This window comes from Kitasatospora sp. NPDC002227, from assembly GCF_040296285.1.
GTDB lineage: Bacteria > Actinomycetota > Actinomycetes > Streptomycetales > Streptomycetaceae > Kitasatospora.
Genome location: NZ_JBEOWY010000015.1, coordinates 1 through 24,439 on the forward strand (window position 1 = coordinate 1; position 24,439 = coordinate 24,439).

Sequence of the window (24,439 nt, forward strand, 5' to 3'; positions counted from 1 at the left end):
CACATTCTCGGTGGTTGCTGGGCCGCGTGTTGGGTCTCTTTTTGGGTGATTTTCTGCTTGTTGTTTCCCCCCCTTGTCGGTCGTCGGCCGCACGGTGCGGCCGACGGTCGGGTCGCCACCGAAGTGGCGGCTGCGGCAGTTCCTCCCCGCCGCAGGTCTGGCTCCCCGAGCCGGTGAGTGTCACCACCGGACGGGGAAATCTGTGGGTGACCCGAAGGTCAGGTCGGTCGGCCGGTGGCGAGGAAGGCCGCCAGCAGTTCGTGGAGCACGGCGGCCCCCTCCTCGGCGAGCAGTTCGTGCCCGGCCCCGGCCGCCTCGACGTACCGGAAGTCGGTGCCCTCGATCCGCCCCTGCCGCAGCAACTCGTGCCGCAGCGACCGGGACTGGCTCACCGGCACCACCTCGTCCCGCCCGCCGTGCACCACGAGCAGCGGCGTGGTCAGCCGGTGCGCAAGCGCGAGGACGTCCCGTGGCCCGAGCTCGTCCTCGATCGGCTGGGCGCCACCGAGCCGGGTGGTCAGCGCCCGGACCGGCGCCGAGGCCTCGGCCAGCAGCCGCGCCCCGGACAGGAAGGGCGCCACCACCGCGCAGCGGCTGACCAGGCCGGCGGGCGCGTGCGCGGCGGTGAGCAGCGCCAGGAAGGCGCCGTAGCTGACCCCGAACAGGGCGGGCGGCTCCAGTCCGAGGGCGGCCCGCTGACCGGCCAGGCTCTCGAGCAGGTGCAGCAGGTCGGCGAGGTCGGGCCCGCCCCAGGCACCCCGGATGGCCATCGCGTGGGCGGCGCCGTAGCCGGTGCTGCCGCGCTGGTTGGGGGCCAGGACGGCCAGGCCGGTGCTCACCATCCGCTGCAGGGCGGGGTCGAACTCCAGCCGCCAGGCGTCGGCCGGGCCGCCGTGCAGGGCGATCACCAGGTGCCGGGCGCTCAGCCAGGCCTCCCCGCCGTACACCACGGCCTCGATCGGGCCGGCCGGGCCGGTGAGTTCGAGGCTCTCGGCCCGGTGCCACTGACTGCCGTCGGCGGGGGCCGCACTGCCGTCCAGCCGCCAGCCGCGCGGGGTGGCGCGGTCGTACCGCGTGCTCGGGAGACCGGCCGGGCCGAGCAGCGCGTTCACGTCCAGGGTGGCCAGGGCTGCCGGGTGGTCGGGCGCCGAGTACGGCATCCGCAGGCCGGAGTCGGACCAGTGGCCGACGGCGCCGAGGCGCCCGGGCGGCACCGGCAGGGGGTCGAGCCTGCCGCCGCCGCGCTCCCAGACCGCCAGTGCGGAGGCCGCGCCGCGGTCGATCTGCAGGGCGACCCGGGGGGTGTCCGAGGAGCCGATGTGCAGGGCGACCGGCCGCAGGAAGACACCGGGGACGTGCAGCGCCTCGGGGAAGCGCAGCGGCTCGGCGCCGCCCAGCACCCCCCAGCCGAGGCGGTCCTCGCCGGGGGCGTCGCTGCGCACCATCGCGAAGCGGGTCTGCGGGTCGAACAGCACCAGTCGGTCGTTGCTGCGCTCGGCGATCTCGAGCAGCGGGGTGGTCCGGCCGAGGTCCAGGTCGAGCGCGACGGACTTGACCACCCCGTCGGCGACCTGGTCCAGCGCCAGCAGCCGGCCGGTGCGGTCCAGCCACACGCCGCCGCCGTGCAGGCCGGGCAGCTCGGCGATCTGCCGCGGCGCGGAGCCGTCCGCATACACCAGCCAGACGGTGGTCGTCGGCCGGGTGTCCGTCCCCAGCGCCACCGCGACCGGCCCGCCGGGCGTGCTCCCGGGCACCGGCAGCAGCCGCAGCCCAGGCATCCGCAGACTGGCCAGCACCCGCTCGATCCCGGCCCCCGGCCCACCCGCCGTGAGCAGCACCAGGTCGTGCCGTTCGCCGTCGTGCCGGCACACCAGCACCCGCCCGTCCGGCAGCGCCACCAGCTGCGACCGCAGGCTCTCCGACCGCCGCCCGGCCAGCTCCACCGCACTCGGCGTGGCCGACCCGTCCGCGCTCAGCCGCCAGCTCTCCACGTACCAGCCACCGTCGGCCCCGGCCGCCAGACAGGCCGCATGCGACCCGTCGGTCGCGAACGTGAAGCTCAACCGCCGGAGCGCCGGCGCCGTGATCCGCGCAACCGTACTCACCGCACCCCCACCTCCCCGGAGGTCTCCGTGAGGCGCAGCCCGTTGCGGGGCTCGAATTCGATGCTCATCGTGGGCTCACCTCTCTTCTTCTCAGTAGGGGTCAGACGTCGAGCCAGAGGCGGGGGCCGCCGTGGCGCAGTCGGAGGAGGAAGGCCAGGGCACCGGTGTAGCCGGTGCCGTAGGCGGGGGCGGTGGTGGTGCCGGTCTCGTCGGGGAGGACGAGGAGGCCGTCGCGCAGCGCCGCGCGGGTGGTGATCAGGCGGGCGAGGTCTTCGGCGCCGGTGCGGAAGCGGCCGTCCCCGGTGGCCTCGGCGAGGTCGAGGAGGTATTCGCCGTTGCCCGCCAGGCCGTGGCAGGCGCTGGTGCCGCTGTGCCAGCGGCTGTCCAGGACGGCCTGGCCGGCGCCGAGGGCCAGCTCGTACGCGACTTCGTCCCCGGTGGCCTGCCAGTAGCGGAGCAGGAAGCTGCCCACTCCGGAGGAGCCGTTGCACCAGTGCTGGAGCCGGACGTGCTCCGGATCCCCCGCACTCTGCGGCCACCAGGCGGCCGCGCCCAGCGGCCGCACCGTCGCCGCCAGCGTCCGCACGGCCCGCTGCGCCGCGTCCGTCCGCCCGGCGGCCAGCAGGAAGGCGCCGACCCCGGCGACCCCGTGGCCGTACCCGAGGTGGGTGACCCCGGCCAGGCTGGAGTCGAAGCTCTTCGGGACCGGCCAGACCGTCCCGTACGGCTCCTCCCGTGCGGCCGCCACCAGCGCGTCGGCGCAGGAGGAGGCCCGCTCCCGGTACTCGGCGTCGCCCGTCGCCCGGTGCAGCCGCAGCTGCAGGAACCCGGCCCCGGCCGCCCCGTGACAGATGTCCGGATTGGGCCAGAGGTACGGCACGGCCCGCCCCAACTCAACCGCACGGACGGCGAGTTGCCCGTCCCGCAGCACCTGGGACGCGTCCAGCAGCGCCCAGGCGGCGCCGGAGCGCCCGAAGTGCAGCCCGGGCAGCACGACCGGCTCGGCCGTGCAGCGCCGCTCCAGCCACTCGGCGGCCAACGCCACCGTCTCCAGGCAGAGTTCACGCTCCACCCCGGCCAGCAGCGGCGAGGCCGCGGCCCGTGCCAGCACCGCCAGCACGCCGGCCGCGCCGTGCTGCACGTTGGCCGGGTCGGTGAGCTGACCGGCGGGCACGGTCGGCCAGAGCCGGTCGCGCCGCTCGGGGGTGACGGTGGCGGCGAGGTGCCGCAGGCCGTCCCGGACCACGCGGTCGAGCAGCTGGCCGGTGAGCGCGGTCGGCGGTGTCGGCTGCCCGGGTGCGGAGGCGGTCAGGGCCTCCCTGGTCCGGGCCAGGCTCCAGCGCCGGTCGGGCTCCGCACTGCGCAGCGCCAGCACGATCGGGGCGAGCCGGCGGGCGGTGGAGCCGCTGCGCGCGGCCTGCTCCAGCCAGCGGCCGATCCGCTCGGCGGCCGGGCGCGGCAGTGGCGCGTCCTCCGGCAGCAGCGGGTCGTGGCCGGTGGCGAGCAGGAAGAAGAGGCCGCCGAGGGCGTAGAGGTCGGCGCTCTGGTCGGCGACGGCCGTGGTGTCGCCGGGGCCCTGCTCGGGGGCCCGGTAGCCGGGGGTGCCGGCCGTGCCGGCGGTGGTGCCCGCGGTGGCGGCCAGCTCCAGGTCGACCAGCCGCAGCGCGCCGTCCGGGCGGACCATCACGTTGCCCGGTGCGAGGTCGCGCAGCACCAGCCCCTGCTGGTGCACCCGCTCGAGCAGCTCGGTCAGGGCCAGGGCCATCGGCCCGGCCTCGGCCCAGTCGATGTCCGGGCTGCCGTCGCGGCGCAGCCGGGCGGCGACCCAACTGGCCAGCGTGACACCGGGGATGCGCTCCTGGATGAGGAAGAGCGAGTCGTCCTGCTCGATCACCTCGACCGGCCGGGGGGTGAGCCCCTGGCCGTCCAGTCTGGTGAGCAGCATCGCTTCGTGCCGCAGCGCGGTGCGTGCCTCGCGGCCGGAGCGGTCCACCTCGATGTGCGCCCGGGCCTGCTTGACCACCACTTCGGCGCCGTTCTCGGTGTCGCGGCCGAGGAAGATGCCGCCCTTGGCGCTGTGCCGCACGGCCGCCGTCAGGGCGTACCGCCCGCCGAGCAGCACCCCCGCGCTGCGCGGCCTGGGCGTGGTGGTCGTCGACCCCCTCCCCTCGACGGGGTCGACCACCCACGGCGGGCAGCGGTACGCGGCCGTCCGCTGGTCCTCGAACCGCTGCCCCTCGGGGCCGGTGAGCATCGAGCGGTAGGCGCCGTCGTTGCCGAGCTCGGCCCGGCCGGTGAAGACGCCGTACCGGTAGTGCACCCGGCTGCCCGGTGCGTACGGCCGGTCGGAGAGCACGCCGGGGCCGGGCAGGCCCGTGGTCGCTTCGTGCAGCCGCTCGGCCAGGCGGCGGAACTGCGCGTCGCCGGCGGGGTACACGGTGATGTACTTCCCGGCCGAACCGCGCTCGCTGTTACGGGAGTTGATCTCGTGGAGCCGCTCCCGGTCGGCGGTGAACTTGAACGGGCACGGGTCCGCCGCGAGCACCGTGGCGACGGCGCCGAGCACCTGCCCGGCCACCTCGCTCGCCGCGCTCACGTGCAGTTTCCACCCCTCGCCCGGTGCTGCCTGCGTCCCGGACGGCCGCGCCGTGCACCAGAAGCCCTCGACGGCGAAGTCCCACCCACCGTCGCCTCCCCGGCTCCCGGCGCCGCGCACGGCCGCCCGGGCCACCTCCACCAACGTGCCGTCCACACCCGGCTCGTCGCTCACCGACCCCGGCCCCCCTGCCATGCGAAGCGGTGTGCCCGCCCTCATTCCGCCACACCCCTTCGTCGTGTCGCCGAGGCCGCCCGTACATGCGGGGGCCCGGCCCGAATCGGTCACTGGAAGTACGAGAGCCACCCCGGCCGCGCTGCCGTACGGAACCTCGGCGACACCCCGCGTGGATCTGCGGGGTGGGCCGGCCCGGGGGCCGCGACCTGGTCGGTGCTCTGTCGGTGACTGACCTGGTGTCGGTGCGGCCTGGCGGTGCGCCCTCTCGACCCCCCTAGGTCGAGGCAACTCTCGTTCGCACCACTGAAGTTACTTTCGGGGGCGGTGTGACTCAACGCCCAAGGAGTCACTTCACCCGTAAGGGTGATCTCGATTCGTTTTCGAATGCGCGCGACCCGGCGGCTGTGGCTTGGGGGGACTCGGCGCCGGTCGCCGAATCGGCCCTCCCGAATGCGCCCCGTGCCTCCGCACGCCGGTTGACGGGCACATGTACGGCTCTCGCCAGGTCGGCCGGACGCCCCCCGACCGGCCCCGATACGGCCCGGCGCCCACCGTGGGGGCCCGGCGCGCTCCCCGCGCGCGGTAGTCTCAACAGGTGCCGAAACTGTCCGACGTCATCAGCGTGCTCGAAGAGCTGTACCCGCCGAGGTGGGCGGAGTCCTGGGATGCCGTCGGCCTGGTCTGCGGGGACACCGAGGCCCAGGTCAACCGCGTCCTGTTCGCCGTCGACCCCGTGCAGGCGGTGGTCGAGGAGGCCGTGGAGTGGGGGGCCGACCTGGTGGTCACCCACCACCCCCTCTATCTGCGCGGTACCACGAGTGTCGCCACCACCGGCTTCAAGGGCCGCGTGGTGCACTCCCTGATCCGCGCGGGCATCGGCCTGCACGTGGCCCACACCAACGCCGACCACGCCGACCCGGGCGTCTCCGACGCGCTCGCCGAGGCCGTCGGCCTGCGGGTGCTCGGCCCGCTCATCGCGGACCCGACCGACCCGGCGGGCCGCCGCGGCACCGGTCGGATCGGCGTGCTCGAACCCCCGCTGACCCTCTCCGCCTTCGCCGCCCAGGTCGCCGCCGGGCTGCCGGCCACCGCCACCGGGGTCCGGATCGCGGGCGACGTGGACCGGCTGATCAGCCGGGTCGCCGTCTGCGGCGGCTCGGGCGACAGCTTCTTCGCCGAGGTCAGGGCCGCCGGGGTGGACGCCTACGTGACCGCCGATCTGCGTCACCACCCGGCCTCGGAGGCCGTCGAGGCCGCCCCGGTCGCCCTGGTGGACGCCGCGCACTGGGCCACCGAGTGGCCCTGGCTGCGGCTGGCCGAGCGCGGCCTGCTCGCCGCCGCCGAACAGCAGGGCTGGCAGCTGGAGACCCGGGTCTCCGAGCGGGTCACCGACCCGTGGACGGCCCACGCCCCGACGCCCCTCGCCTGACGGCGTCCTCTCACTTGTCCGACCGACCTGACGATTCCACAGGAGCTTTCCGCTTGAACGCCGCGCCCGCCGACCAGATCCGCCTGCTCGACCTGCAGGCCATCGACTCCCGTCTCGACCAGCTGGCCCACCGGCGCCGCAGCCTGCCCGAGCACGCCGAGATCGACAAGGCCACCGCCGACCACACCGCGCTCACCTCCCTGGTCGTCGCCGCCCAGGCCCAGCAGGGCGACACCGAGCGCGAGCTCACCAAGGCCGAGGCCGACGTGGAGCAGGTGCGCGCCCGTGCCGCCCGCAACCAGCAGCGCCTGGACTCCGGCTCCATCACCTCGCCGAAGGACCTGGAGAACCTCCAGCACGAGATCGGCTCGCTCGCCAAGCGCCAGGGCGACCTCGAGGAGGTCGTGCTGGAGATCATGGAGCGGACGGAGTCCGCCCAGACCCGGGTCACCGAGCTGACGGGCCGTCTGGAGCACTCCACCGTCGTGCTGCGCGAGGCCGAGGGCCGCCGCGACGCCTCGTACGCCGAGATCGACGCGGACGTGGAGAAGGTGCAGCGCGACCGCGAGGCCGTGGCCAACGTCATCCCGGCCGACCTGCTCAAGCTGTACGACCGGCTGCGCGCGCAGCAGGGCGGCGTCGGCGCGGCCCGGCTCTACCAGCGCCGCTGCGAGGGCTGCCGGGTCGAGTTCGCCATCACCGACCTGAACGCGATCAAGGCCGAGCCCAAGGACGCCGTGGTGCGCTGCGAGAACTGCGGCCGCATCCTGGTCCGCACCGCCGAGAGCGCCTGACCCGGTGGGGGGCCGGAGGTTCATCGTCGAGGCGGACGGCGGCTCCCGGGGCAACCCGGGCCCGGCCGGCTACGGCGCGGTGGTCCGCGACGGCGACACCGGGCAGATCGTCGCCGAGGCGGCCGAGTTCATCGGGCACGCGACCAACAACGTGGCCGAGTACAAGGGCCTGATCGCCGGCCTGAAGGCCGCCCGCGAGCTGGACCCGGCCGCCGCGGTGGACGTCCGGATGGACTCCAAGCTCGTGGTCGAGCAGATGTCGGGGCGCTGGAAGATCAAGCACCCCGACATGCAGCCGCTGGCCGCCGAGGCCCGCACCGTGCTGCCGCGCGCCCAGGTCAGCTACACCTGGATCCCGCGCGAGCGGAACAAGGACGCGGACCGGCTGGCCAACGAGGCGATGGACGCCGGCAAGGCCGGCAAGCAGTGGGAGCCGAAGGCTCCCCGCCCGGCGGCTCCGGTCGACGAGCCGCTGCCCGCCCCGGCCGCCCCCAAGGCGGGCTGGGCCGCCCCGGCCGACCTCGGCACCCCCACCACCTTCGTCCTGCTGCGGCACGGCGAGACCCCGCTCACGCCGGAGAAGCGGTTCTCCGGCAGCGGCGGCAGCGACCCGGAGCTCTCCGAGAAGGGCCGCTGGCAGGCCGCCCGGGCCGCCGAGGCGTTCGCGGCGCGCGGCAGCATCCAGGCCGTGGTCAGCTCGCCCATGCGGCGTACCCGGCAGACCGCCGAGGCGGTCGCCCAGCGGCTCGGACTCGACGTCCGCACCGAGGAGGGCCTGCGCGAGCTCGACTTCGGCGACTGGGAGGGCCTCACCTTCGCCGAGGTCCAGGACCGCCACCCCGAGGACCTCGCGGCCTGGCTCTCCTCCGCCAAGGCCAAGCCCACCGGCTCCACCGAGAGCTTCACCACCCTCACCCACCGGGTCGGCGTCGCCCGCGACAAGCTCCTGGCCCGCTACAGCGGCAAGACCGTCCTGGTCGTCTCCCACGTGAGCCCGATCAAGACCCTCGTCCGGCTGGCCCTGGGAGCCCCGCCCGACTCCCTCTACCGCATGGAACTCTCGGCCGCCTCGATCTGCGCCGTCCAGTACTACGCGGACGGCAACGCCTCGCTGCGCCTGATGAACGACACTTCGCACCTGCGGTAGCAAAAATCAGGGGCGCGAGGAACCGCGCGGCCAACCATGCAGCTGGCCGCACCTGCCCAGGGCGGGTCACTTGCACTATCCAGGGGCGCGAGGAACTGCGCGAAGCGGTAGGCCGCAGGCCGTGCGTGGCTGGCAGCGCAGTTCCCCGCGCCCCTAAAGGCATGTCCGTTGCAGCTCGGCGAAAGCCTCCCCGGCCGTCCCGAATTCCGCCTCGCCGACCAGGTACTTCTCGGCCTGCTCCGACAGGTCGTCCCAGTCCTCCCAGCGGTGGGCCCGCCACAGCACCTGCCCGCACCGGTTGCACCCGATCCACGGCACCAGCACCAGCCCCCCGGCACCGGTCACCACCTCGTCCTCGTCCAGCAGCCGCACCACCGCCGGCACCCCGTCCCCGAAGCACCGCAGCAGCCCGGGGGTGATCCGCTCCCGTACGCCCTGCTCCTCCGCGAGCACCGAGAGCCGGACCCGGTCCAGCCCGCTGACCGGCACCTGGTACGCCAGCAGCCCCTCGACCAGTGGCCCGAGCCCGTCCTCCACCGGGCCCGGCAGGAGGCCGGCGAGCTCTTGTACGAGTGCCATCAGTGGATCTCGTCCACGAGGACGTCCAGCTGCCAGGCCTTGCGCGCCGTGCCCTCGGCCGAGACCTCCACCCGGTACCCCAGCCCGGTCAGCGCGTCCACCAGCTCACCCGGCGAGCCCGGCTCGAGGCCGCCCGCCAGCAGGTCCCGGACCAGCCGGCCCTTGGTCGCCTTGTTGAAGTGGCTGACCACGGACCGCTTGAGCACCCCGCCGACCTCGCGCTCGTGCAGCACCCGCACGGTGGCCGTCCGCGAGGCGAGCTCCCCGGCCGGCTTCCAGGCCGCCGCGTACGCCGAGCTGCGCAGGTCGAGGACCAGCCCGCTCCCGGCCGCCGCGGGCAGCGCCTCGCCCAACCGACCGCGCCAGTAGGCCCCGAGAGCCCCGAGCCCGGGCAGCTTCACGCCCATCGAGCAGCGGTACGGCGGGATCCGGTCGCCGATCCGGACGGCGCCCCAGAGCCCGGAGAAGACCAGCAGCGAGCGCTCGGCCAGCGCGTAGGCCGGCTCGTCCAGCTTCGCCAGCCCGAGTGCGTCGAACAGCACGCCGGTGTACACCTCCCCGGCGGGCAGTGCCCCGGCCTCGCGCAGGCCGGTGTTGCGCTCGAGCTCGCCGCGCAGGCCCTGGCTCAGCCCGAGCACCTCGGCCGCCACGTCCGCGTCGCCCCGGCAGAGGGTGACCAGCGCGTCGAGCACGGCGGCCCGCGCCCCGGTCAGCTCCGGCAGCGAGAGCCCGTCCAAGGCCAGCGGCTCGCCCGGCCCCGAAGCGGCCTTCCCCTCCGACGGCGGCAGCAACACCAGCACAGCGGCACTCCTCAACACCTTGTGGCACAGCGACCTCGCCACTCTACTGGCCCGCGTGCCTCGCCCGACGAGGCCGTCCGCCGACGTAGGCTGCCGCCATGCCCCGCCGCCAGCTGACCGTCCGGGCCGCCGACGCCACCCGCATCCGCACCGAGCTGGACGCCCTCCGGACCTCCCTCGACCTGCCCGACGGCTGGCCGCAGGCCGCGCTCGCCGAGGCCGACGAGGCCGCCGCCGAGCCCCGGCTGCCGAAACTGGACGCCACCGACCTGCCGCTGTTCACGGTCGACCCGCCCGGTTCGCGCGATCTCGACCAGGCCATGAGCCTGGCCCGCCGGGGCACCGGCTACCGGGTGCACTACGCGATCGCCGACGTGGCCGCCTTCGTCCACCCCGGCGGCGCGCTCGACGCCGAGGCGCACCGCCGCGTCCAGACCCTCTACTTCCCGGACGAGCGCATCCCCCTCCACCCCGAGAGCCTCGCCGAGGGGGCGGCCAGCCTGCTGCCGGACCAGCTCCGCCCGGCCCTGCTCTGGCAGCTCGACCTGGACGCCGACGGCGCCGTCCTCCTCGCCGACCTGCGCCGCGCCCAGGTCCGCTCCCGCCGCCGGCTCGACTACGCGGGCGTCCAGCGCGCCCTCGACACCGACACGGCGGACGAGCAGCTCACCCTGCTCGCCGAGGTCGGCCGGCTGCGCGAGGAGCAGGAGCGGGCCCGGGGCGGGATCAGCCTCCCGCTGCCCGAGCAGGAGGTCGAGCCGATGGGCGGCGGGTACGGGCTCACCTACCGCGCGCCCCTGCCCGTCGACGGCTGGAACGCCCAGATCTCGCTGCTCACCGGCATGGCGGCGGCCGAGCTGATGCTGGACGCGGGGGTCGGCCTGCTCCGGACGCTGCCCGCCGCACCCGAGTCCGGGTACGCCCGGCTGCGCCGGATCGCCCGCGCGCTGGACGTCGCCTGGCCGGACCGGATGCCGTACGCGGAGCTGATCCGGGGGCTGGACCCGAGCCGTCCGGAGGACGCCGCCTTCCTCACCGCCTGCACCGGGCTGCTGCGCGGCGCGGGGTACCAGGCCTTCGACACCGCCCAGGGCCTGCCCGCCCCGGCCGACCCGGGGCACGCGGCGCTCGCCGCCCCGTACGCGCACTGCACCGCGCCGCTGCGGCGGCTCGCCGACCGGTACGCGCTGGAGATCTGTGCGGCGGTGGCCGGGGGAGCGGAGCTGCCGGAGTGGGTGGGCGCGGCGCTGCCGACGCTGCCCGGGGTGATGGCCGGGGGCGACCGGCGGGCCCGGGAGGCGGAGCGGGCCTGCGTGGACCTGGTGGAGAGCGAGGTGCTGCGCGGCCGGGAGGGCGAGCTGTTCGACGCGGTGGTGATCGAGGTGGACGAGAAGAAGCCGCACCGGGGCACCGTCCAGCTGCACGACCCCGCCGTGGTGGCGGGCTGCGACGGCGAGGCCGACCTCCCGCTCGGCGAGCGCCTCCGGGTCCGCCTCGCCACGGCCGACCCGGCCACCCGTACGGTCCGCTTCACGGTGGCCTGAGCGGTTCTGACACCCTCGGGCCTCAAACCGATAAACCAATAACCATCTCATCAGGCCATCTGAGAGCATCGGCGCGTGCTACCCCAGGGGTCCATCGCAGCGCCCGCCCAGCCCGCCGCCGAGCCGCCCACCCGCCGTGAGCGGCTGCTGGTGCTCGCGGTCTGCTGCCTGAGCCTGTTCATCGTCTGCCTGGACACCACCGCGGTGAACATCGCCCTGCCGGCCCTCCGCCGCGAGCTGCACGCCCCCGCCGCGGGGCTCCAGTGGATCGTCGACGCCTACACGCTCGTCCTCGCCGCCCTGCTGATCCTCTCCGGCTCGGTGGCCGACCGCCTCGGCCGCCGCCGGGTCTTCCGGACCGGGCTGGTGCTCTTCGCGCTCGCCTCGCTGCTCTGCAGCCTCGCCCCGGGCCTCGGCTGGCTGGTCGGCTTCCGGGCGCTGCAGGCCGTCGGCGGCTCGATGCTCAACCCGGTGGCGATGTCGATCATCGCCAACACCTTCACCGACCGCCGCGAGCGCGCCCAGGCGATCGGCGTCTGGGGCGGCGTGGTCGGCCTAGCGATGGCGCTCGGGCCGGTGCTCGGCGGGCTGCTGGTCGGCTCGGTGGGCTGGCGGTGGATCTTCCTGGTCAACGTCCCGGTCGGCCTGCTGGCCCTGGCGCTGACCCACCGGCACATCCCCGAGTCCCGCGCCCCCCGCCCCCGGCGGCTCGACCCGGTCGGCCAGCTGCTCCTGGTGGTCCTCCTCGGCAGCGGCACGGCCGCGATCATCGAGGGGCCCGAGTACGGCTGGCGCTCCCCGCTCGTGCTGTTCCTCGGCGCCCTCGCGCTCGCCGCCCTGCTCGCCTTCCCCCGCTGGGAGCGCCGCACGGCCGAGCCGCTGATCGACCCGCGGTTCTTCGCCAGCGTCCCCTTCACCGGGGCGGTGCTCACCGCGATCAGCGCCTGCGCGGCACTCGGCGGCTTCCTCTTCCTCAGCACCGTCTACCTCCAGGAGGTCCGGCACTACTCGCCCGTCCAGGCGGGGCTGCGGACCCTCCCGATGGCGGTCTGCATGCTCGTCGGCGGGCCGGTCTCGGGCTGGACGGTCGGCCGGTACGGGCCGCGCCGCCCGCTGCTGGTCGCGGGCGTCGCCATCGCGGGCAGCGGCCTGCTCCTCACCCACCTCAGCGCCACCACCCCGACGGCCGTACTGCTCTGCGCCTACGCGCTCTTCGGGCTCGGCTTCGGCGTGGTCAACGCCCCGATCACCAATTCGGCCGTCTCCGGCATGCCCGCCGCCCGCGCCGGGGTGGCCGCCGCCGTCGCCTCCACCAGCCGCCAGGTCGGCCAGTCGCTGGGCGTCGCGGTGCTCGGCACCGTGGTCAGCGCGGCCGTCACCGGCTCCGCCACCACCACCTTCGCCCAGGCCAGCCGCCCGGGCTGGTGGATCGTCACCGGTCTCGGCCTGCTCGTCCTCCTCCTCGGCCTGGCCACCACCACCCCCTGGGCCGCCCGCACCGCCCAGCGCCTGGGGGCTGTGCAGGAGACGCCCGCCGAGCGGCTACCATGACCAGTACGGCGGACGAGCCGGCCGGGCGGTCGCGTCGGGTCCTTCACGGGCCCGCCGAGGAACGTCCGGGCTCCACAGAGCAGGGTGGTGGGTAACGCCCACCCGGGGTGACCCGCGGGACAGTGCCACAGAAAGCAGACCGCCTACTTCGGTAGGTAAGGGTGAAACGGTGGTGTAAGAGACCACCAGCGACCGAGGTGACTCGGCCGGCTCGGTAAACCCCACCTGGAGCAAGGTCAAGATCGGTGCCCTCGGGCACCGTGCGCGGATGTCCGAGGGCTGCTCGCCCGAGTCCGCGGGTAGACCGCACGAGGCTGTCGGCAACGGCAGCCCTAGATGGATGACCGCCTCCCCGGCGGGCGCAAGCCCCCCGGGAGACAGAACCCGGCGTACAGGCCGACTCGTCCGTCATCTAGCTGAGGAAAGGCCCTCTGATCTGCATCTCGGCAGGCCAGGGGGCCTTTCGTCTGCCCGTGGTCACAGCGAAGCCTGCCAGGCCAGAAGGCCCTCGATCATGTCTCGAGTCAACCCGCGAGACGGGTCTGTGGTGACCAGGAGCGTCGGCACCGATCGGGAACGGGCCCAGTCCCGTGCCTCCGGCGTGTGAGCGTCGTCGACCCAAACAGCCGGACGGTCCCCCGAAAGGGCCTTGATGGCAGGCACCTTCTCCGCGGGATCGAACGGCGCGGGCGGGAACCGGACCACCGGCAGGGGCGGCAGGTTCAGAACCGGGGCGACGAAGACGTTGGCCTGGTCCTCCCACCCGGTCGCCCAGACCAGTTCGAAACGCCCGGCCAGAGTCGCAAGCCAGCGACCGTGGTCCTCGCAGAGGCGCACCGGTTCCTCCTCGGGGAAGAACGCGTACTCGCGATAGCCCTCCGGGCACACATCCGCCGCGAAGGGGTTCAGCACCCCGTCGACGTCCAGCAGCAGCAATGGTGGTCGGCCCCCCATGGGGTGGGCTCCGCTGCCGGCCCCGCTCTCGGAAGACGACCACCTGTGCCTCATGCACGCAGTCAACCAGCCCATGCCGGTCCTCCAGGGCAGGCGGGGAGCGCCGACGCGGGCCGAGCCCTTGCTGGGGCTATCGAGATTCGATAGATTCCCATCGCAAGTCGATGGAAGGAAGGCCATGGGAAAGCTGGCGGTGGGCGCGCTGCGCGCTGTGCTCGGGGTGGTGCTGGTCGGCACCGTGCTGGTGCAGGGCGGGATGGTGTGGGCGTTGGTTGCCAAGCCGGATGACGGGGCGCTGCCGTTGACGGCGTTTCGGGTGATCACGATCCTGGGGATGGCGGCGGCCCAGGTGGCCCTGGGGTGTGTATGGCGGCTGGTGGCGATGGTGCGACGGGGGACGGTGTTCTCCCACGCGGCGTTCCGGTACGTGGACGGCGTGATCGGTGCGATCACGGCGGTCTCGCTGCTGTGGTTCACGGTCACGGCGGTGAATGCGCCGGGGCAGCGGGACGACCCGGGGGTCACCGTCATCATGGCCGGGATCGGCCTGGCGATCCTGGGGGTCGCGCTCGTCGTGCTGGTGCTGCGGATGCTGCTCGCGCAGGCCGTCGCCCGCGACGGCGAAGCGGCCCGGATGCAGGCCGAGTTGGACGAGGTGATCTGATGCCGATCGTCGTCGACATCGACGTGATGCTGGCCAGGCGCAAGATGTCCGTGGGCGAGCTCGCGGACCGGGTCGGGATCACGCCGGCCAACCTGGCGGTGCTCAAGAACGGCCGCGCCAAGGCCGTCCGCTTCGCGACGCTCGCCGCACTCTGCGACGCCCTCGGCTGCCAGCCGGGCGACCTGCTGCGCTGGGAGTCCGAGGGCGCCGCGGCCGACTGACACCTCGCCGGTGGCCTACGGGTGGAACAGCTCGGTGATGGTGGTGATCTTGCCGCTGGGGTCGAGGGTGATGTCGTACATGTTGCCGTAGCAGCCGTACTCGCTACCGGGAGCGTTCGAGTGGCTGGTGCAGGTGTTGATCTGCTGCAGGAGGCGGGAGAGCGGGACGGGCTTCGACTCGATGCCCTTGGCGCCGGGGCCGATCAGGACGGCCTGGGCGCCGGCGGCGAAGCGGTACTCGGAGTTGGGGGAGACGGCCTCGTAGTAGCCGTCGTTGTCGACGTCGGGGCCGCAGACGAACCTGGTGGCGTTGGCGCCGATGCGGTCGGGGGAGCCCCAGGCGACGGTGGCGTTGATGACCTTGTGCCCCGGGTGCTGGGCGTTGGCGGTGCAGTCCGCGGCAGGCGTGCTGCTGCTCGGCTTGGCGGTGGGCTTGGTGCTGGTCTTCTCCGGCTTCGGGGTGGTTGCCGGGGTGGTGGCCGAAGTGGGCGTCGAGGGAGCGGTCACGGGGGAGGCGGTCACCACCGGGGCGGCGGCGGTGCTCGCCGGGGCCGAGGGGGTGGCGGGGTCGCAGGCGGTCAGGGTGAGGGTGAGGGTGGCGGCGGCCAGCACGGTGGTGGTGAGCAGACGGCGAGCAGACATGGTGTGGATCCCCCCGGGAGCGGTGGCTGCCGGGCGTCGCTCGCCCGGTCACCCCTTCACACGGGGCGGCCCACCGGCCGGGTTGCCCCTGTTGCGAGCCTGTGACAGTGGGGACAGAACGGCGACGTCACTCGCCGAGCGTGCGCTCTTCGGGCGTCGGCTCGCCGGTGGTGTCCAGCCGGAGGGAGAGGCGCCGCACCTCGCCCCAGGGCTCCTCGGTCATGCCCGGCGATCTACCCTGCCGTCATGACGAACAATCAGGGCGGCGCGGAGTTCGTGGTGGTGACCACGACGCACGAGACCGAGGTGCAGGCCCGGGCCTTGGCGGCGATGGTGGTGGGCGCGCGGTTGGCGGCCTGCGCGCAGGTGTACCAGGTCGGGTCGGTGTACTGGTGGGAGGGCGAGGTGCGGCAGGCCGAGGAGTGGCGGATCGACCTCAAGACCAGGGCCGAACTTGCGCGGCAGGTCGAGGAGTTCGTCACCGAGCGGCACTCGTACGAGACGCCCGAGCTGCTGGTGGTGCCGGTGGTGGGCGGTGGCGCGGGCTACCTGGACTGGCTGCGGGCGGAGACCTCCGGGCAGGCCTGAGCCCCGGCCGTCGGGGGGTTGGCCGGGGCTCAGGGGTCTTGGAGCGGGGTCGGTCACTCCGGGCGGAGCCACTGACCCCAGTGCGAGGACGCCTCCTCGTCGGAGTCGGATTCGGCGTCGACGCCCGCCTCGCCCGGCTGGTCCAGGTCGAAGCAGTGGGGCGCGCCGCCGTCCGGACCTTCGTCCTCCGGATCGGTGACGAAGGTGTCGGTCCCGGCGATGACTCTTGGGATCTTGTCGCGTTCCATCGGGCTCCCCTCCTAGCTCGGCAGGCCCTGACACTACCTTGAGTGACTGGCCATGTACACAACGAAATCGTGGAGATGCTCCGGCAGGGCCGCTGACCTGCGGCTCGGCCGGGGGCCGGACGTCCCGTCGAGTCGACTTGTCGATGGGAATGCTCGGGGGCGTGGACCGGAACTGCGATCGGTCGCGCCCGTAGCAGCCAGACCGGCCAACGTCCGGTCGGAGACGTACTGGTACTGGCGTGGTGGCACGGTACCACCGGGCCGCACGGGGCAGTTGAGCGGACCGGCGGTACTTGGCGGCACCGGCGAAGGCCGCGCCGCTCGGCGGTGGGTCAGGAGTTCTCGGCCGACAGCTGCCGCAGCGCCTCGACGGCCCGGTCGGCGTCACCGGCTGCGACGAACAGGTGGTCGTGGTGGAACCCGGCCACCACGTTGCAGCTGATCCCGTGCTCGGCCAGCCGGCCGGCCACCGCGGCGGTGAGGCCGACGGCCTCCAGCGCGGAGTGGATCTGCAGCGTGATCCAGGCGGCCACGTACTCGTAGGACAGCCCGAGTGAGTCCGCCTCCTCCTGGGCCAGCACGACCGTCGGCCCCTCGGCCTCGGTCACGGTGACCACCGGCCGTAGCCCGGCCGGCACCCTGGCGGGCATGGTGCAGTACACGTACCGCCCCGGGTTCAGGACGGGGTGCATCCCGCTGAGCAGCTTCCGCAGATCCTCTTCACCGGCCATGCCGGTCACCGTAGCCGGACCGGACCACCCCACGGCGGGATTCCCGCCCCGCCAGGGGTGTCGTGTCGCAGGTCCGGTTCCGTGGCCGCCCGTGGTCTCAGTGTTTGAGCTGCTGGCAGAGGTTGAGGAAGAGGAGCAGGTTGGGGACGTCCGCCGCCGACTCCAGGTACGAGATCTCGCGCTTCTCGTGCCCGTCGATCTTCACGAAGCCGTTGGAAGTGCGGACCTCGCTCACCGCCGACCAGGCCAGCGTCCGCTTGCGGTCCGTCACGCCGTCCCGGTCGACGGTGAACGGGCCGAAGTTCAGCGTCTCGCCGCCCGTGACCCGGCTCCAGGCCGTCGGCAGCTGCGCCCGGGTGATGCCGCTCTGCAGGTAGTCACCCCAGTCGCCGGGGTACTGGAAGGGGGCGCCGCGGGTCAGCGAGGTGATGCCGAGCCGCTCCTGCAGCTTCTTGGGGACCGGGCGGGCGCCCGGCCCGATGTTGAGCGCGCTGCCGTCCGGGCCGATCAGGGTGTAACGGGCGTCGATCAGGCCGCCGTTGACGGTCCGGTAGTAGCGGAGCGCCCGGGTGTGCGTCCAGTCGTACGCGACCGGCGGGCTGTCCGGTCCGATCACCACCAGGCCGCCGGTGTACAGGTGCAGCCGGTGCTCGCGCCACTTCCGGTTGATCCAGCCCGGCTTGGTGGCGAAGGTGCCGACCGGATCACCCAGCCCCCGCTCCGCGGCGAGCGCGGCAGCGGCCGGGCCCGGCTGCTCCTTGAAGACTTCGGTCATCTCTGCGTAACCCCCTGATTCGACTACGGATCAAGGTAGTTCACGCACCGTCCAGCCCGGAAGGGCGGGCCCACGGCCGGAACGCCGCACCGGCCACCGCCAGTCCGAGGGTCGCGAGCCCGGAGACGGCGATCACCGCGTGCGGCGCGAAGGCGACGGTGAGCGGGCCGCCGAGCGCGGTGCCGAGCGGGCTCGAGGTGAGCAGCGCGGCGCTGCGCGCGGCCAGCACGGTGGTCAACTGCGCGCTGGGGGTGCGGTTCTGGAAGAGCGTGAAGGTCAGCGCGGTGTACGGGCCGTAGACCAGGCCGCCCAGCCCGAAGCAGGTCACGGTGACCGCCGCCGGGGCGCCCAGTCCGAACGGCACCATCAGCAGGCCCCAGCCGGCCACGATCGCCAGCGTGACGCCCCAGAGCGGGAGCCGCCGCAGCAGCCCGGCGGCCAGCCCGCCGAGCACGGCGCCCGCACCGAAGGCCGTCCAGTACGCACCCAACAGGCCGGCATCGCCGTGCAGTTCGGTGGTGATGTGGAGTGGGAGGGCGACCTCCACCGGGCCGTAGAGGAAGTTGAAGCCCCAGGTCAGCGCGAGGATGCCGAGCAGTTCGGGCCGGCGCCGCAGCACCCGCAGCCCCTCGGCGGCCCGGCCCGGCGGGGCCTGGTCGACCGGCTCGGGCTCGGCCGGCGGCACCGGCCCGCCGAGGCGGGCGGCCTGCACGGCGAGCAGGGCGAAGCTGGCGGCGTCGACCGCGATGATCCAGGCCGGGGCGATCGCGGTGGCCAGCACTCCGGCCACCGCCGGGCCGAGCACGGTGGCGGCCGAGACGCTCGCGCTGACCAGGGCGTTGGCGGGCAGCCGCCGCTCGGGCGGAAGCAGCTGCGCGACCAGCGCGTATCGCCCGGCGCTGCCCCAGGCGTGCAGCACCGAGGAGGCGGTGAGCAGCGCCACGTACAGCTCCGGCCGCAGCACCCCGACGGCCCAGCAGGCTGGAATCGCGCCGAGCATCGCGGTCCGCAGCCAGGCGTCCGCCACCACCAGCCGCCGGGCGGGCAGCGCCCGCACCCAGCGGCCGAACACCAGCGCCCCGAGCGCTCCTGGCAGCGCGTACGCGGCCACCGCCAGCCCCACGTACAGCCCGCCCCACCCGGGCGGCGCGAGCTGCAGCGCCAGCCACGGCACCGTCACCACGCTCATCCCGTCCCCGAGGTCGGAGGCGACCACGGGCAGCAGTAGCCGCCGGAACGGCCCGCGAGCGAGCAGTGGCCGGTAGGGCGCGGGTATCAGCGGTGGCCGGCGGGCGGCCCGGAGCAGAGGCATCCGGACACCCTGACAGATCAAGCGCCCTTGAGGTCAAGCAGGTCAAGCGCCCTTGAGGTCAGCAAGGTCAGGCGCCCTTGAGGTCGGGCAGGTCAAGTGCACTTGAAGTCAGGCCGTCAGGGTGCCTCGGTGAAGGCCCGCCGGTAGGTGCGCGGCGGCACGCCGCGGCGGCGGACGAACTGCTCGCGCAGCACGGCCCCGCTGCCGTAGCCGACCAGGCGGGCGATCTCCTCGACCGGGAGGTCGGTGGTCTCCAGGAGCTCCTCGGCCCGGGCCAGTCGCAGGCTGCGCAGCCAGGCGTGCGGGGTGGTGCCGGTCGCGGCGGTGAAACGGCGGGCGAAGGTGCGCCGGCTCATCATCGCGCGGCGGGCCAACTCGGTGACGGGCAGCGGCTCGTCGAGGTGCTCGCGGGCCCAGGCCAGCACCTCGGCGAGCCGCTCGTCCTCGCCGTCCTCGGGGACGGGCGCGGCCAGGTACTGGGCCTGCCCGCCGTCGCGGTGGGAGGGCAGCACCATGTCCCGGGCGACGGTGTTGGCGAAGGCGGCGCCGTACTCGCGCCGCAGCAGGTGCAGGCAGAGGTCGAAGCCGGCGGCCGCCCCGGCGCCGGTGACGATACCGCCCTCGTCGACGTACAGCGCCTCGGCCTCCACGGTGACCTGTGGATGGCGCTCGGCGAGCAGCGCGGCGAACCGCCAGTGGGTGGTGGCCCGCCGGCCGTCGAGCAGGCCGGCGGCGGCGAGGGTGAAGGCGCCGACGCAGTGGGCCGCGACCACCGCGCCGCGCGCGTGCGCGGCCCGCAGGGCGTCGAGCACGGCGGGTGGCGGCGGGGTGCGGAACCCGGCCCCGGGCAGGGCGAGCACCAGATCGGCCTCGGCGAGGCGCTCCAGGCCGTGCGGAACGGCCAGCGGCAGGCCGCAGTCCGTGGGCAGCGGCCCGGGCCGGTCGGCGCAGAGGGCGAAGTCGAAGCCGGGCAGCGCCGCGCCGTGCGGGCCGAACACCTCGGTGACCAGGCCCGCGGCGAGCAGGCCGACCCCGGGCGGGGCGTAGGCGGCGACGGTCCGGAAGGGGGGCACCGCGGCAGTCTCCCACGGGCGGGCGCCGGGTTGGCAGAAATCCTGCGATCATGGGCACTTGTGCCACTCGTCCGCCACGGCCGGGCCCGGGAGGCTTGAGCCATGACAGACGCACCGCTCGGCCGCAGCGCCGCCTTCAAGGTCCTGACCACCGGCTACGTCGGCTCCACCGGCCCCGGGGTCGCCGCCACCGTCTCCTACCTCACCGACGCCGGCCGGCACCTGATTTTCGACCCGGGCATGGTGGCGAGCCCGGAGGCCATCCTCGGGCCGCTCGCCGAACTGGGCCTCGGGCCGGAGGACATCACCGACGTGGTGCTCAGCCACCACCACCCGGACAACACCATGAACGTCGGCCTCTTCCCCCGGGCCCTGGTGCACGACCACAAGGTGGAGTACCGCGCCGACCAGTGGAAGAACCGCGACGCCGAGGGCTACGAGCTCACCCCCTCGCTGCGCCTGATCCGCACCCCCGGCCACAGCCACGAGGACATCACCCTCCTGGCAGGCACCCCCACCGGCGTGGTCGCCTTCGCCGGCGACCTCTGGTGGCACGCCGCCGGCCCCGCCGACGACCCGGTCGCCCCCGACCGCGACCAGCTCCGCACCTCCCGCGAACGCGTCATCGCCACCGCCGACCTGATCGTCCCCGGCCACGGCGCACCCTTCACCCCCGACGCGGCCACCCCTCGGTAGCCGCGAAAAAGCACTGATCAGCCGGGCCTCCGATCCGGCAAGATGACCGGATGAACGCCAGAGACCAGCGCTTCCACGTCATCGTGCTGTCGAACTTCGCGCGGGGCTTCGACAAGTACGCGCTCGCCTACGGCAAGGCGGGGATCCCGGAGAGCACCTTCCCCGACCGGTTCCACCTGCTGACCCGGGCGGAGTTGGGCATCGGGATAGGCAAGGCACAGCGGCTGCTCGACCGGCTCGCCGTACCGGGTGACCGGCTGCTGGTGCTGGAGACGGCGGTGGACCCGGACGAGCTGGTGCCCAACGTGGCGACCGGTCTCGGCGCGGAGCTGCACGAGGCCCGCATCCGGCTGTCGGCCGTCCACGAACTCGACCGGGCGGGCGAGGAGTTCACGCTGCGCGCCACGACCGTCGAGGATGCGATGGCGGCCTCCCTGCAGCTGCACGGGCCGACCCAGCGGGGCTACGCCGACCTGACGCCGCGTTCGGTCTCGGTGCTGCCGGTCGCCTCCGCCTGCCAGGCGCGGTGTTCGTTCTGCTTCTCCGCGGCGTCGATCTCCAGCGACCAGGCGCCGGCCCGAGTCCCGTGGGAGGCGGTGGACCACTGGCTGGAGCGCGCCCGTGCGGCCGGCGCCGAGCGGGCGGTGATCACCGGCGGCGGGGAGCCGACGCTCCTGCCGTTCGACCAGCAGCTGCGGATGGTGTCCGCCTGCGCGGCGGCCTTCCCGAAGGTCGTCCTGATCACCAACGCGCACACCCTCGCGAAGGGCGAGCACGCCGACCGGGCCGACCGGCTGGCGGCCCTGAGTGCCGCGGGCCTGAGCGTCCTCGCGGTCTCCCGGCACCACCAGGACGACGCCGTCAGCGAACGGCTGATGGCGCTGCGCACCCCGGTGGCCGCCGTGGCCGACACCTGGCGGACGGAGCGGGGCCGCTGGCCGGGCCTGCGGATGAGGCTGATCTGCGTGCTCCAGCGCGGCGGCGTGGCCGACGCGGCCGGCGTCGCCGACTACCTCTCCTGGGCCGCGGCGCTCGGCGTCGAGGAGGTCTGCTTCAAGGAGCTGTACGTCTCCACCAGTACCGAATCGCTCTACTTCGACCGCACCGCCAACCGCTGGAGCCGGGAGCACCAGGTCTCGCTGTCCGTCGTCACCCGCTTCGCCGAGCAGCACGGCTTCGAGCCGGCGAGCCGCCTGCCCTGGGGCGCCCCCGTCTACCGGGGCAGCTGGGACGGCCGCCCGATGCGGATCGCCGCCTACACCGAGCCCAGCCTGTTCTGGGAGCGCACCAACGGGATCGTCCGCAGCTGGAACGTGCTGGCCGACGGACGCTGCTACGCCTCCCTCGAGGACCGGGGCAGCGAGATCGTGCGGGAAGGGGCGACGGCATGAGGTTCGAGGACTTCCAGGACTTCCGGCGGCGGCAGCTCACCGAGTCCCCGTCGCTGCTGGACGCTGCCGAGACCAACGTCTACCGGGCACTCGCCGCACTGCGGCCGGAGCCGCCCACCGACCTGCGGACGGTGTACCGGTGCGATCTCGCCCGCACCTGGCTGCGGCGGTACGAGCTGCCGGAGGAGTGGTCCCGCCGCGCCATGGTCTGCCGGGGTGTCCGGCACGGGCTCGAGGTGGTGTTCCGCCGGCTGCACGCCGAGCGGGCACGGCTGTGGCTGCCGAGCGACGTGTACCCGGTCTACTTCGAGCTGGCCCGCGCGGCGGGCCTGGCACCCGCGTCCTACCCGACCCTGCCAGCCCCGACCCTCCCGGCCCCGGCGCTGCCCGGCGAGGCGGCCACGGACCGGCCCGAGTACCTCCTGCTCGCCAACCCCAGCAAGCCGCTCGGCCGCCACCTGTCCGAGCCCGAGTGCTCCGCCCTGATCTCCTGGCTGGACGACGCCCCCCACCGCTACCTGCTGATCGACACCGTCTACGACCTGGCAGCCCCGTTCGCCGCCGGCACCCGCCGGCTGCTGGCCACCGGCCGTGCGGTCCTGCTGCACTCGGTCACCAAGGGCTGGCTCTGGCCCCGCACCTTCGGTGTGGTCCTGCTCGGCCCGGACCAGTCCGACCTGGCCGAGGCGTTCCGGGCCCAGCCGCCGACCCAGGACCAGCTCCGGCTCGCCGACCGTCTCCTCACCGACCACGCCGATCTGCCCCACCGAGTCGCCGAAGAACTGACCACCCGGGCCGACCGGCTCTTCGACCGGCTCCCGGCGGAGGTCCTGGGAGCGATCCCCACCGCGAGCCGGACCAGCCCCGGCAACTACTTCTTCCCCGTCGACATCCCATCGGAGACCCTCCGGCACGAGCACGGCGTACTCGCCCTGCCGGCCACCGTCTTCGGTGACACCACCTGGCCCGGCTCCGTCCTGACCAGCCTGGCCTGACGCTCGGGTGTGTCCGGTCAGCGGCGCACCCGATAGCGCAGGTGGAGCACCCGGTCGCCCTGGATGACCACGTCAGGGTCCTCCAACAGGTGCTGCGCGTCGACCGGACCGAAGAAACGCTTGCCGGACCCGAACACGACCGGCACGACGTCCATGCGCACCTCGTCGACCAGGCCCGCCGCAAGCACCTGGCCACCGACCTCGCCGGCGGCGACCTCGACCGTGCGTTCACCCGCGAGCTCCTGCGCCTTGGCCATGGCCGCCCCGACGCCGTCGACGAAGTGGAACGGCGCCTCCGGCGCCCAGCCCTCGGGCGCCGGCCGGTGCGTCACGATGACCACGTGGTCGATCCCGCCCGGAGGCTTCCCGTCCCAGCCGTCCGTCAGATCGAAGACGTGGCGGCCGACGATCGTGACGCCGATCTGGTCCCAGTACGGCCGGGTGTAGTCGTACGACGTCTGCGACACCTTCAGCTCGCCGCTCTCGTCCAGCGGGACGTCACCGCTGGACAGCCAGTCGAACAGCGGCCCGGGCTGGTCGTTCGCGTCCGCGACGAAGCCGTCCACCGACACCGAGCCGTACATGACCACCTTGCCCACGGGGCTCTCCTCTGCTTCGGGGGCCCCAAGGTATTCGGTCCGGGTCGCCTGCCGCCGGATGTCGGGAGCGACAGTCGTTCACCGTTGACGAGCGATAGGTAGCGATATATCGTCGAGTTATCGAGATGCCTCGTTGGGAGGTTTCCGTAAGAGTCTGAAGGTGGTGGTCCTCATGCGAGGACAGTTCCGTGGAGAAGGGCGTCGCCGTGGGCGGCGCATGGAGGCCGGGGAGTTTCCCGGGGAGATGGCCGAGGGGCGGGGGGCCTTCGGGGGGTTCGGCGGGCCGCCGCGGGGGCCGGGCGGGCCGTTCGGGCATGGCGGCTTCGGCGGGCGTGGCCACGGCCACGGGCCGCGTGGGGGTGGCCGTGGGCGGGGGCGGGCCCGGCGTGGGGACGTGCGGGCCTCGCTGCTGGCGCTGCTGCGGGAGCGGCCGATGCACGGCTACGAGATGATCACCGAGATCGGTGAGCGGACCGGCGGGGCCTGGCGCCCGAGCCCGGGTTCGGTGTACCCGACCCTGCAGCTGCTTGAGGAGGAGGGGCTGATCCGGGCTCAGGAGGTGTCCGGCAAGCGGCTGTTCGAGCTGACCGAGACCGGTCGCGCCGAGGCCGAGGCCGGCTCGCAGTCCCCGTGGGAGGAGGCGAGCCGCGGCGTCGACTGGGAGGCCGTGCAGGAGGTGGGCCAGGCGCTGGGCGCCGTGGACCACGCCATCCGCCAGGTGATGGCCACCGGCACGGAGGAGCAGCGGGCCAAGGGCCTGGCCGTCCTCACCGAGGCGAAGAAGAAGCTGTACCTCATCCTTGCGGAAGAGGCGTAGCCGGGAGGGGC

General features: G+C 74.0%; 24 protein-coding genes and 1 other RNA gene. 13 read left to right on the forward strand and 12 right to left on the reverse strand.

The genetic code is table 11. The annotated features are described in order from the left end of the window. Positions 1-218: 218 nt before the first annotated feature. On the reverse strand, positions 219-2,105 hold the full coding sequence (locus ABT095_RS16180) for an alpha/beta hydrolase family protein (protein WP_350530042.1): 1,887 nt from the start codon (positions 2,103-2,105) through the stop codon (positions 219-221). A gap of 100 nt (positions 2,106-2,205) precedes the next feature. Beyond that, a complete protein-coding gene (gene lanL / locus ABT095_RS16185) occupies positions 2,206-4,875 on the reverse strand; it encodes a class IV lanthionine synthetase LanL (protein ID WP_350530043.1) in 2,670 nt (889 codons plus the stop codon). 598 nt (positions 4,876-5,473) lie between these two features. On the opposite strand from lanL, the gene ABT095_RS16190 reads away from it, so the two are divergent. The 3 genes from ABT095_RS16190 to ABT095_RS16200 are packed head-to-tail and all read left to right on the forward strand — an operon-like array spanning position 5,474 to position 8,248. Beyond that, the gene (locus ABT095_RS16190; protein ID WP_350530044.1) at positions 5,474-6,307 is read left to right on the forward strand and encodes a Nif3-like dinuclear metal center hexameric protein; all 834 of its coding nucleotides are present in this window, start codon (positions 5,474-5,476) and stop codon (positions 6,305-6,307) included. A gap of 53 nt (positions 6,308-6,360) precedes the next feature. Next, on the forward strand, positions 6,361-7,101 hold the full coding sequence (locus tag ABT095_RS16195; RefSeq protein WP_350530045.1) for a zinc ribbon domain-containing protein: 741 nt from the start codon (positions 6,361-6,363) through the stop codon (positions 7,099-7,101). A gap of 4 nt (positions 7,102-7,105) precedes the next feature. Further along, entirely contained in the window at positions 7,106-8,248 is a 1,143-nt protein-coding gene (locus ABT095_RS16200; protein ID WP_350530046.1) for a bifunctional RNase H/acid phosphatase, read from the forward strand. A 153-nt stretch (positions 8,249-8,401) separates the two neighbouring features. Here the strand turns inward: ABT095_RS16200 and ABT095_RS16205 are convergent, their stop codons facing one another. Together ABT095_RS16205 and yaaA are read right to left on the reverse strand one after the other, a co-directional pair. Continuing rightward, positions 8,402-8,827, reverse strand: coding sequence for a hypothetical protein (locus tag ABT095_RS16205; protein WP_350530047.1), 426 nt, complete (start codon positions 8,825-8,827; stop codon positions 8,402-8,404). Beyond that, the gene (gene yaaA / locus ABT095_RS16210) at positions 8,827-9,627 is read right to left on the reverse strand and encodes a peroxide stress protein YaaA (RefSeq protein ID WP_350530048.1); all 801 of its coding nucleotides are present in this window, start codon (positions 9,625-9,627) and stop codon (positions 8,827-8,829) included. Before yaaA ends, ABT095_RS16205 begins: the two co-directional genes overlap by 1 nt. Positions 9,628-9,725: 98 nt before the next feature. On the opposite strand from yaaA, the gene ABT095_RS16215 reads away from it, so the two are divergent. From ABT095_RS16215 to rnpB, 3 genes are all read left to right on the forward strand, one after another. Continuing rightward, positions 9,726-11,171 (forward strand): RNB domain-containing ribonuclease, encoded by a 1,446-nt coding sequence (locus ABT095_RS16215; protein ID WP_350530049.1) that lies wholly within the window; start codon positions 9,726-9,728, stop codon positions 11,169-11,171. Positions 11,172-11,246: 75 nt separating this feature from the next. Beyond that, positions 11,247-12,722, forward strand: coding sequence for an MFS transporter (locus ABT095_RS16220; RefSeq protein ID WP_350530050.1), 1,476 nt, complete (start codon positions 11,247-11,249; stop codon positions 12,720-12,722). Positions 12,723-12,735: 13 nt separating this feature from the next. Then, positions 12,736-13,130: RNase P RNA component class A (gene rnpB, locus ABT095_RS16225), an RNA gene on the forward strand. A 69-nt stretch (positions 13,131-13,199) separates the two neighbouring features. Here rnpB and ABT095_RS16230 read toward each other — a convergent pair. Beyond that, positions 13,200-13,676: an HAD domain-containing protein gene (locus ABT095_RS16230; RefSeq protein ID WP_350530051.1), complete on the reverse strand. Its 477-nt coding sequence runs from the start codon at positions 13,674-13,676 to the stop codon at positions 13,200-13,202. A 178-nt stretch (positions 13,677-13,854) separates the two neighbouring features. Between ABT095_RS16230 and ABT095_RS16235 the strand changes: the two genes are divergently transcribed. Both ABT095_RS16235 and ABT095_RS16240 read left to right on the forward strand, forming a co-directional pair. Beyond that, the gene (locus ABT095_RS16235) at positions 13,855-14,340 is read left to right on the forward strand and encodes a DUF2975 domain-containing protein (RefSeq protein WP_350530052.1); all 486 of its coding nucleotides are present in this window, start codon (positions 13,855-13,857) and stop codon (positions 14,338-14,340) included. After that, a complete protein-coding gene (locus tag ABT095_RS16240) occupies positions 14,340-14,561 on the forward strand; it encodes a helix-turn-helix domain-containing protein (RefSeq protein WP_350530053.1) in 222 nt (73 codons plus the stop codon). Before ABT095_RS16235 ends, ABT095_RS16240 begins: the two co-directional genes overlap by 1 nt. A 15-nt stretch (positions 14,562-14,576) precedes the next feature. Here the strand turns inward: ABT095_RS16240 and ABT095_RS16245 are convergent, their stop codons facing one another. Beyond that, positions 14,577-15,203: a hypothetical protein gene (locus ABT095_RS16245; RefSeq protein ID WP_350530054.1), complete on the reverse strand. Its 627-nt coding sequence runs from the start codon at positions 15,201-15,203 to the stop codon at positions 14,577-14,579. A gap of 246 nt (positions 15,204-15,449) precedes the next feature. Here ABT095_RS16245 and cutA point away from each other — a divergent pair, with 246 nt between their 5' ends. Continuing rightward, positions 15,450-15,791 carry a divalent-cation tolerance protein CutA gene (gene cutA / locus ABT095_RS16250; protein WP_350530055.1) on the forward strand — a complete coding sequence of 114 codons (342 nt, stop codon included), beginning with the start codon at positions 15,450-15,452 and terminating at the stop codon, positions 15,789-15,791. A 53-nt stretch (positions 15,792-15,844) separates the two neighbouring features. Here cutA and ABT095_RS16255 read toward each other — a convergent pair whose 3' ends face one another. The 5 genes from ABT095_RS16255 to ABT095_RS16275 form a co-directional block, all read right to left on the reverse strand. Continuing rightward, on the reverse strand, positions 15,845-16,039 hold the full coding sequence (locus ABT095_RS16255) for a hypothetical protein (RefSeq protein ID WP_350530056.1): 195 nt from the start codon (positions 16,037-16,039) through the stop codon (positions 15,845-15,847). 332 nt (positions 16,040-16,371) lie between these two features. Further along, positions 16,372-16,770 (reverse strand): ACT domain-containing protein, encoded by a 399-nt coding sequence (locus tag ABT095_RS16260; protein ID WP_350530057.1) that lies wholly within the window; start codon positions 16,768-16,770, stop codon positions 16,372-16,374. A 97-nt stretch (positions 16,771-16,867) separates the two neighbouring features. Continuing rightward, positions 16,868-17,545 (reverse strand): DUF6585 family protein, encoded by a 678-nt coding sequence (locus ABT095_RS16265; protein ID WP_350530058.1) that lies wholly within the window; start codon positions 17,543-17,545, stop codon positions 16,868-16,870. A gap of 40 nt (positions 17,546-17,585) precedes the next feature. Next, on the reverse strand, positions 17,586-18,857 hold the full coding sequence (locus ABT095_RS16270; RefSeq protein ID WP_350530059.1) for an MFS transporter: 1,272 nt from the start codon (positions 18,855-18,857) through the stop codon (positions 17,586-17,588). Between the two features lie 116 nt (positions 18,858-18,973). Continuing rightward, entirely contained in the window at positions 18,974-19,930 is a 957-nt protein-coding gene (locus tag ABT095_RS16275) for a GlxA family transcriptional regulator (RefSeq protein WP_350530060.1), read from the reverse strand. 102 nt (positions 19,931-20,032) lie between these two features. Between ABT095_RS16275 and ABT095_RS16280 the strand changes: the two genes are divergently transcribed. The 3 genes from ABT095_RS16280 to ABT095_RS16290 are packed head-to-tail and all read left to right on the forward strand — an operon-like array spanning position 20,033 to position 23,012. Next, positions 20,033-20,626 (forward strand): MBL fold metallo-hydrolase, encoded by a 594-nt coding sequence (locus ABT095_RS16280; RefSeq protein ID WP_350530061.1) that lies wholly within the window; start codon positions 20,033-20,035, stop codon positions 20,624-20,626. Positions 20,627-20,676: 50 nt separating this feature from the next. Then, the gene (locus ABT095_RS16285) at positions 20,677-22,017 is read left to right on the forward strand and encodes a radical SAM protein (RefSeq protein ID WP_350530062.1); all 1,341 of its coding nucleotides are present in this window, start codon (positions 20,677-20,679) and stop codon (positions 22,015-22,017) included. Beyond that, the gene (locus ABT095_RS16290; protein WP_350530063.1) at positions 22,014-23,012 is read left to right on the forward strand and encodes an aminotransferase class I/II-fold pyridoxal phosphate-dependent enzyme; all 999 of its coding nucleotides are present in this window, start codon (positions 22,014-22,016) and stop codon (positions 23,010-23,012) included. The genes ABT095_RS16285 and ABT095_RS16290 overlap by 4 nt, the downstream gene beginning before the upstream one ends. Before the next feature lie 17 nt (positions 23,013-23,029). On the opposite strand, the gene ABT095_RS16295 is transcribed toward ABT095_RS16290, so the two are convergent. Beyond that, entirely contained in the window at positions 23,030-23,611 is a 582-nt protein-coding gene (locus ABT095_RS16295; protein WP_350530064.1) for a dihydrofolate reductase family protein, read from the reverse strand. A gap of 172 nt (positions 23,612-23,783) precedes the next feature. Between ABT095_RS16295 and ABT095_RS16300 the strand changes: the two genes are divergently transcribed. Further along, complete coding sequence (locus tag ABT095_RS16300) at positions 23,784-24,428, forward strand: PadR family transcriptional regulator (RefSeq protein ID WP_502884886.1); 645 nt, start codon at positions 23,784-23,786, stop codon at positions 24,426-24,428. Positions 24,429-24,439: the final 11 nt, after the last annotated feature.

Bases quoted from the DNA above. Each gene is read 5' to 3' on its own strand.
- ABT095_RS16205 (WP_350530047.1), bottom strand. From the start codon at position 8,827: ATGGCACTCGTACAAGAGCTCGCCGGCCTCCTGCCGGGCCCGGTGGAG.
- ABT095_RS16215 (WP_350530049.1), top strand. From the start codon at position 9,726: ATGCCCCGCCGCCAGCTGACCGTCCGGGCCGCCGACGCCACCCGCATC.
- ABT095_RS16230 (WP_350530051.1), bottom strand. From the start codon at position 13,676: ATGGGGGGCCGACCACCATTGCTGCTGCTGGACGTCGACGGGGTGCTG.
- ABT095_RS16235 (WP_350530052.1), top strand. From the start codon at position 13,855: ATGGGAAAGCTGGCGGTGGGCGCGCTGCGCGCTGTGCTCGGGGTGGTG.
- ABT095_RS16240 (WP_350530053.1), top strand. From the start codon at position 14,340: ATGCCGATCGTCGTCGACATCGACGTGATGCTGGCCAGGCGCAAGATG.
- ABT095_RS16245 (WP_350530054.1), bottom strand. From the start codon at position 15,203: ATGTCTGCTCGCCGTCTGCTCACCACCACCGTGCTGGCCGCCGCCACC.
- cutA (WP_350530055.1), top strand. From the start codon at position 15,450: ATGACGAACAATCAGGGCGGCGCGGAGTTCGTGGTGGTGACCACGACG.
- ABT095_RS16255 (WP_350530056.1), bottom strand. From the start codon at position 16,039: ATGGAACGCGACAAGATCCCAAGAGTCATCGCCGGGACCGACACCTTC.
- ABT095_RS16260 (WP_350530057.1), bottom strand. From the start codon at position 16,770: ATGGCCGGTGAAGAGGATCTGCGGAAGCTGCTCAGCGGGATGCACCCC.
- ABT095_RS16265 (WP_350530058.1), bottom strand. From the start codon at position 17,545: ATGACCGAAGTCTTCAAGGAGCAGCCGGGCCCGGCCGCTGCCGCGCTC.
- ABT095_RS16270 (WP_350530059.1), bottom strand. From the start codon at position 18,857: ATGCCTCTGCTCCGGGCCGCCCGCCGGCCACCGCTGATACCCGCGCCC.
- ABT095_RS16280 (WP_350530061.1), top strand. From the start codon at position 20,033: ATGACAGACGCACCGCTCGGCCGCAGCGCCGCCTTCAAGGTCCTGACC.
- ABT095_RS16285 (WP_350530062.1), top strand. From the start codon at position 20,677: ATGAACGCCAGAGACCAGCGCTTCCACGTCATCGTGCTGTCGAACTTC.
- ABT095_RS16290 (WP_350530063.1), top strand. From the start codon at position 22,014: ATGAGGTTCGAGGACTTCCAGGACTTCCGGCGGCGGCAGCTCACCGAG.
- ABT095_RS16300 (WP_502884886.1), top strand. From the start codon at position 23,784: ATGCGAGGACAGTTCCGTGGAGAAGGGCGTCGCCGTGGGCGGCGCATG.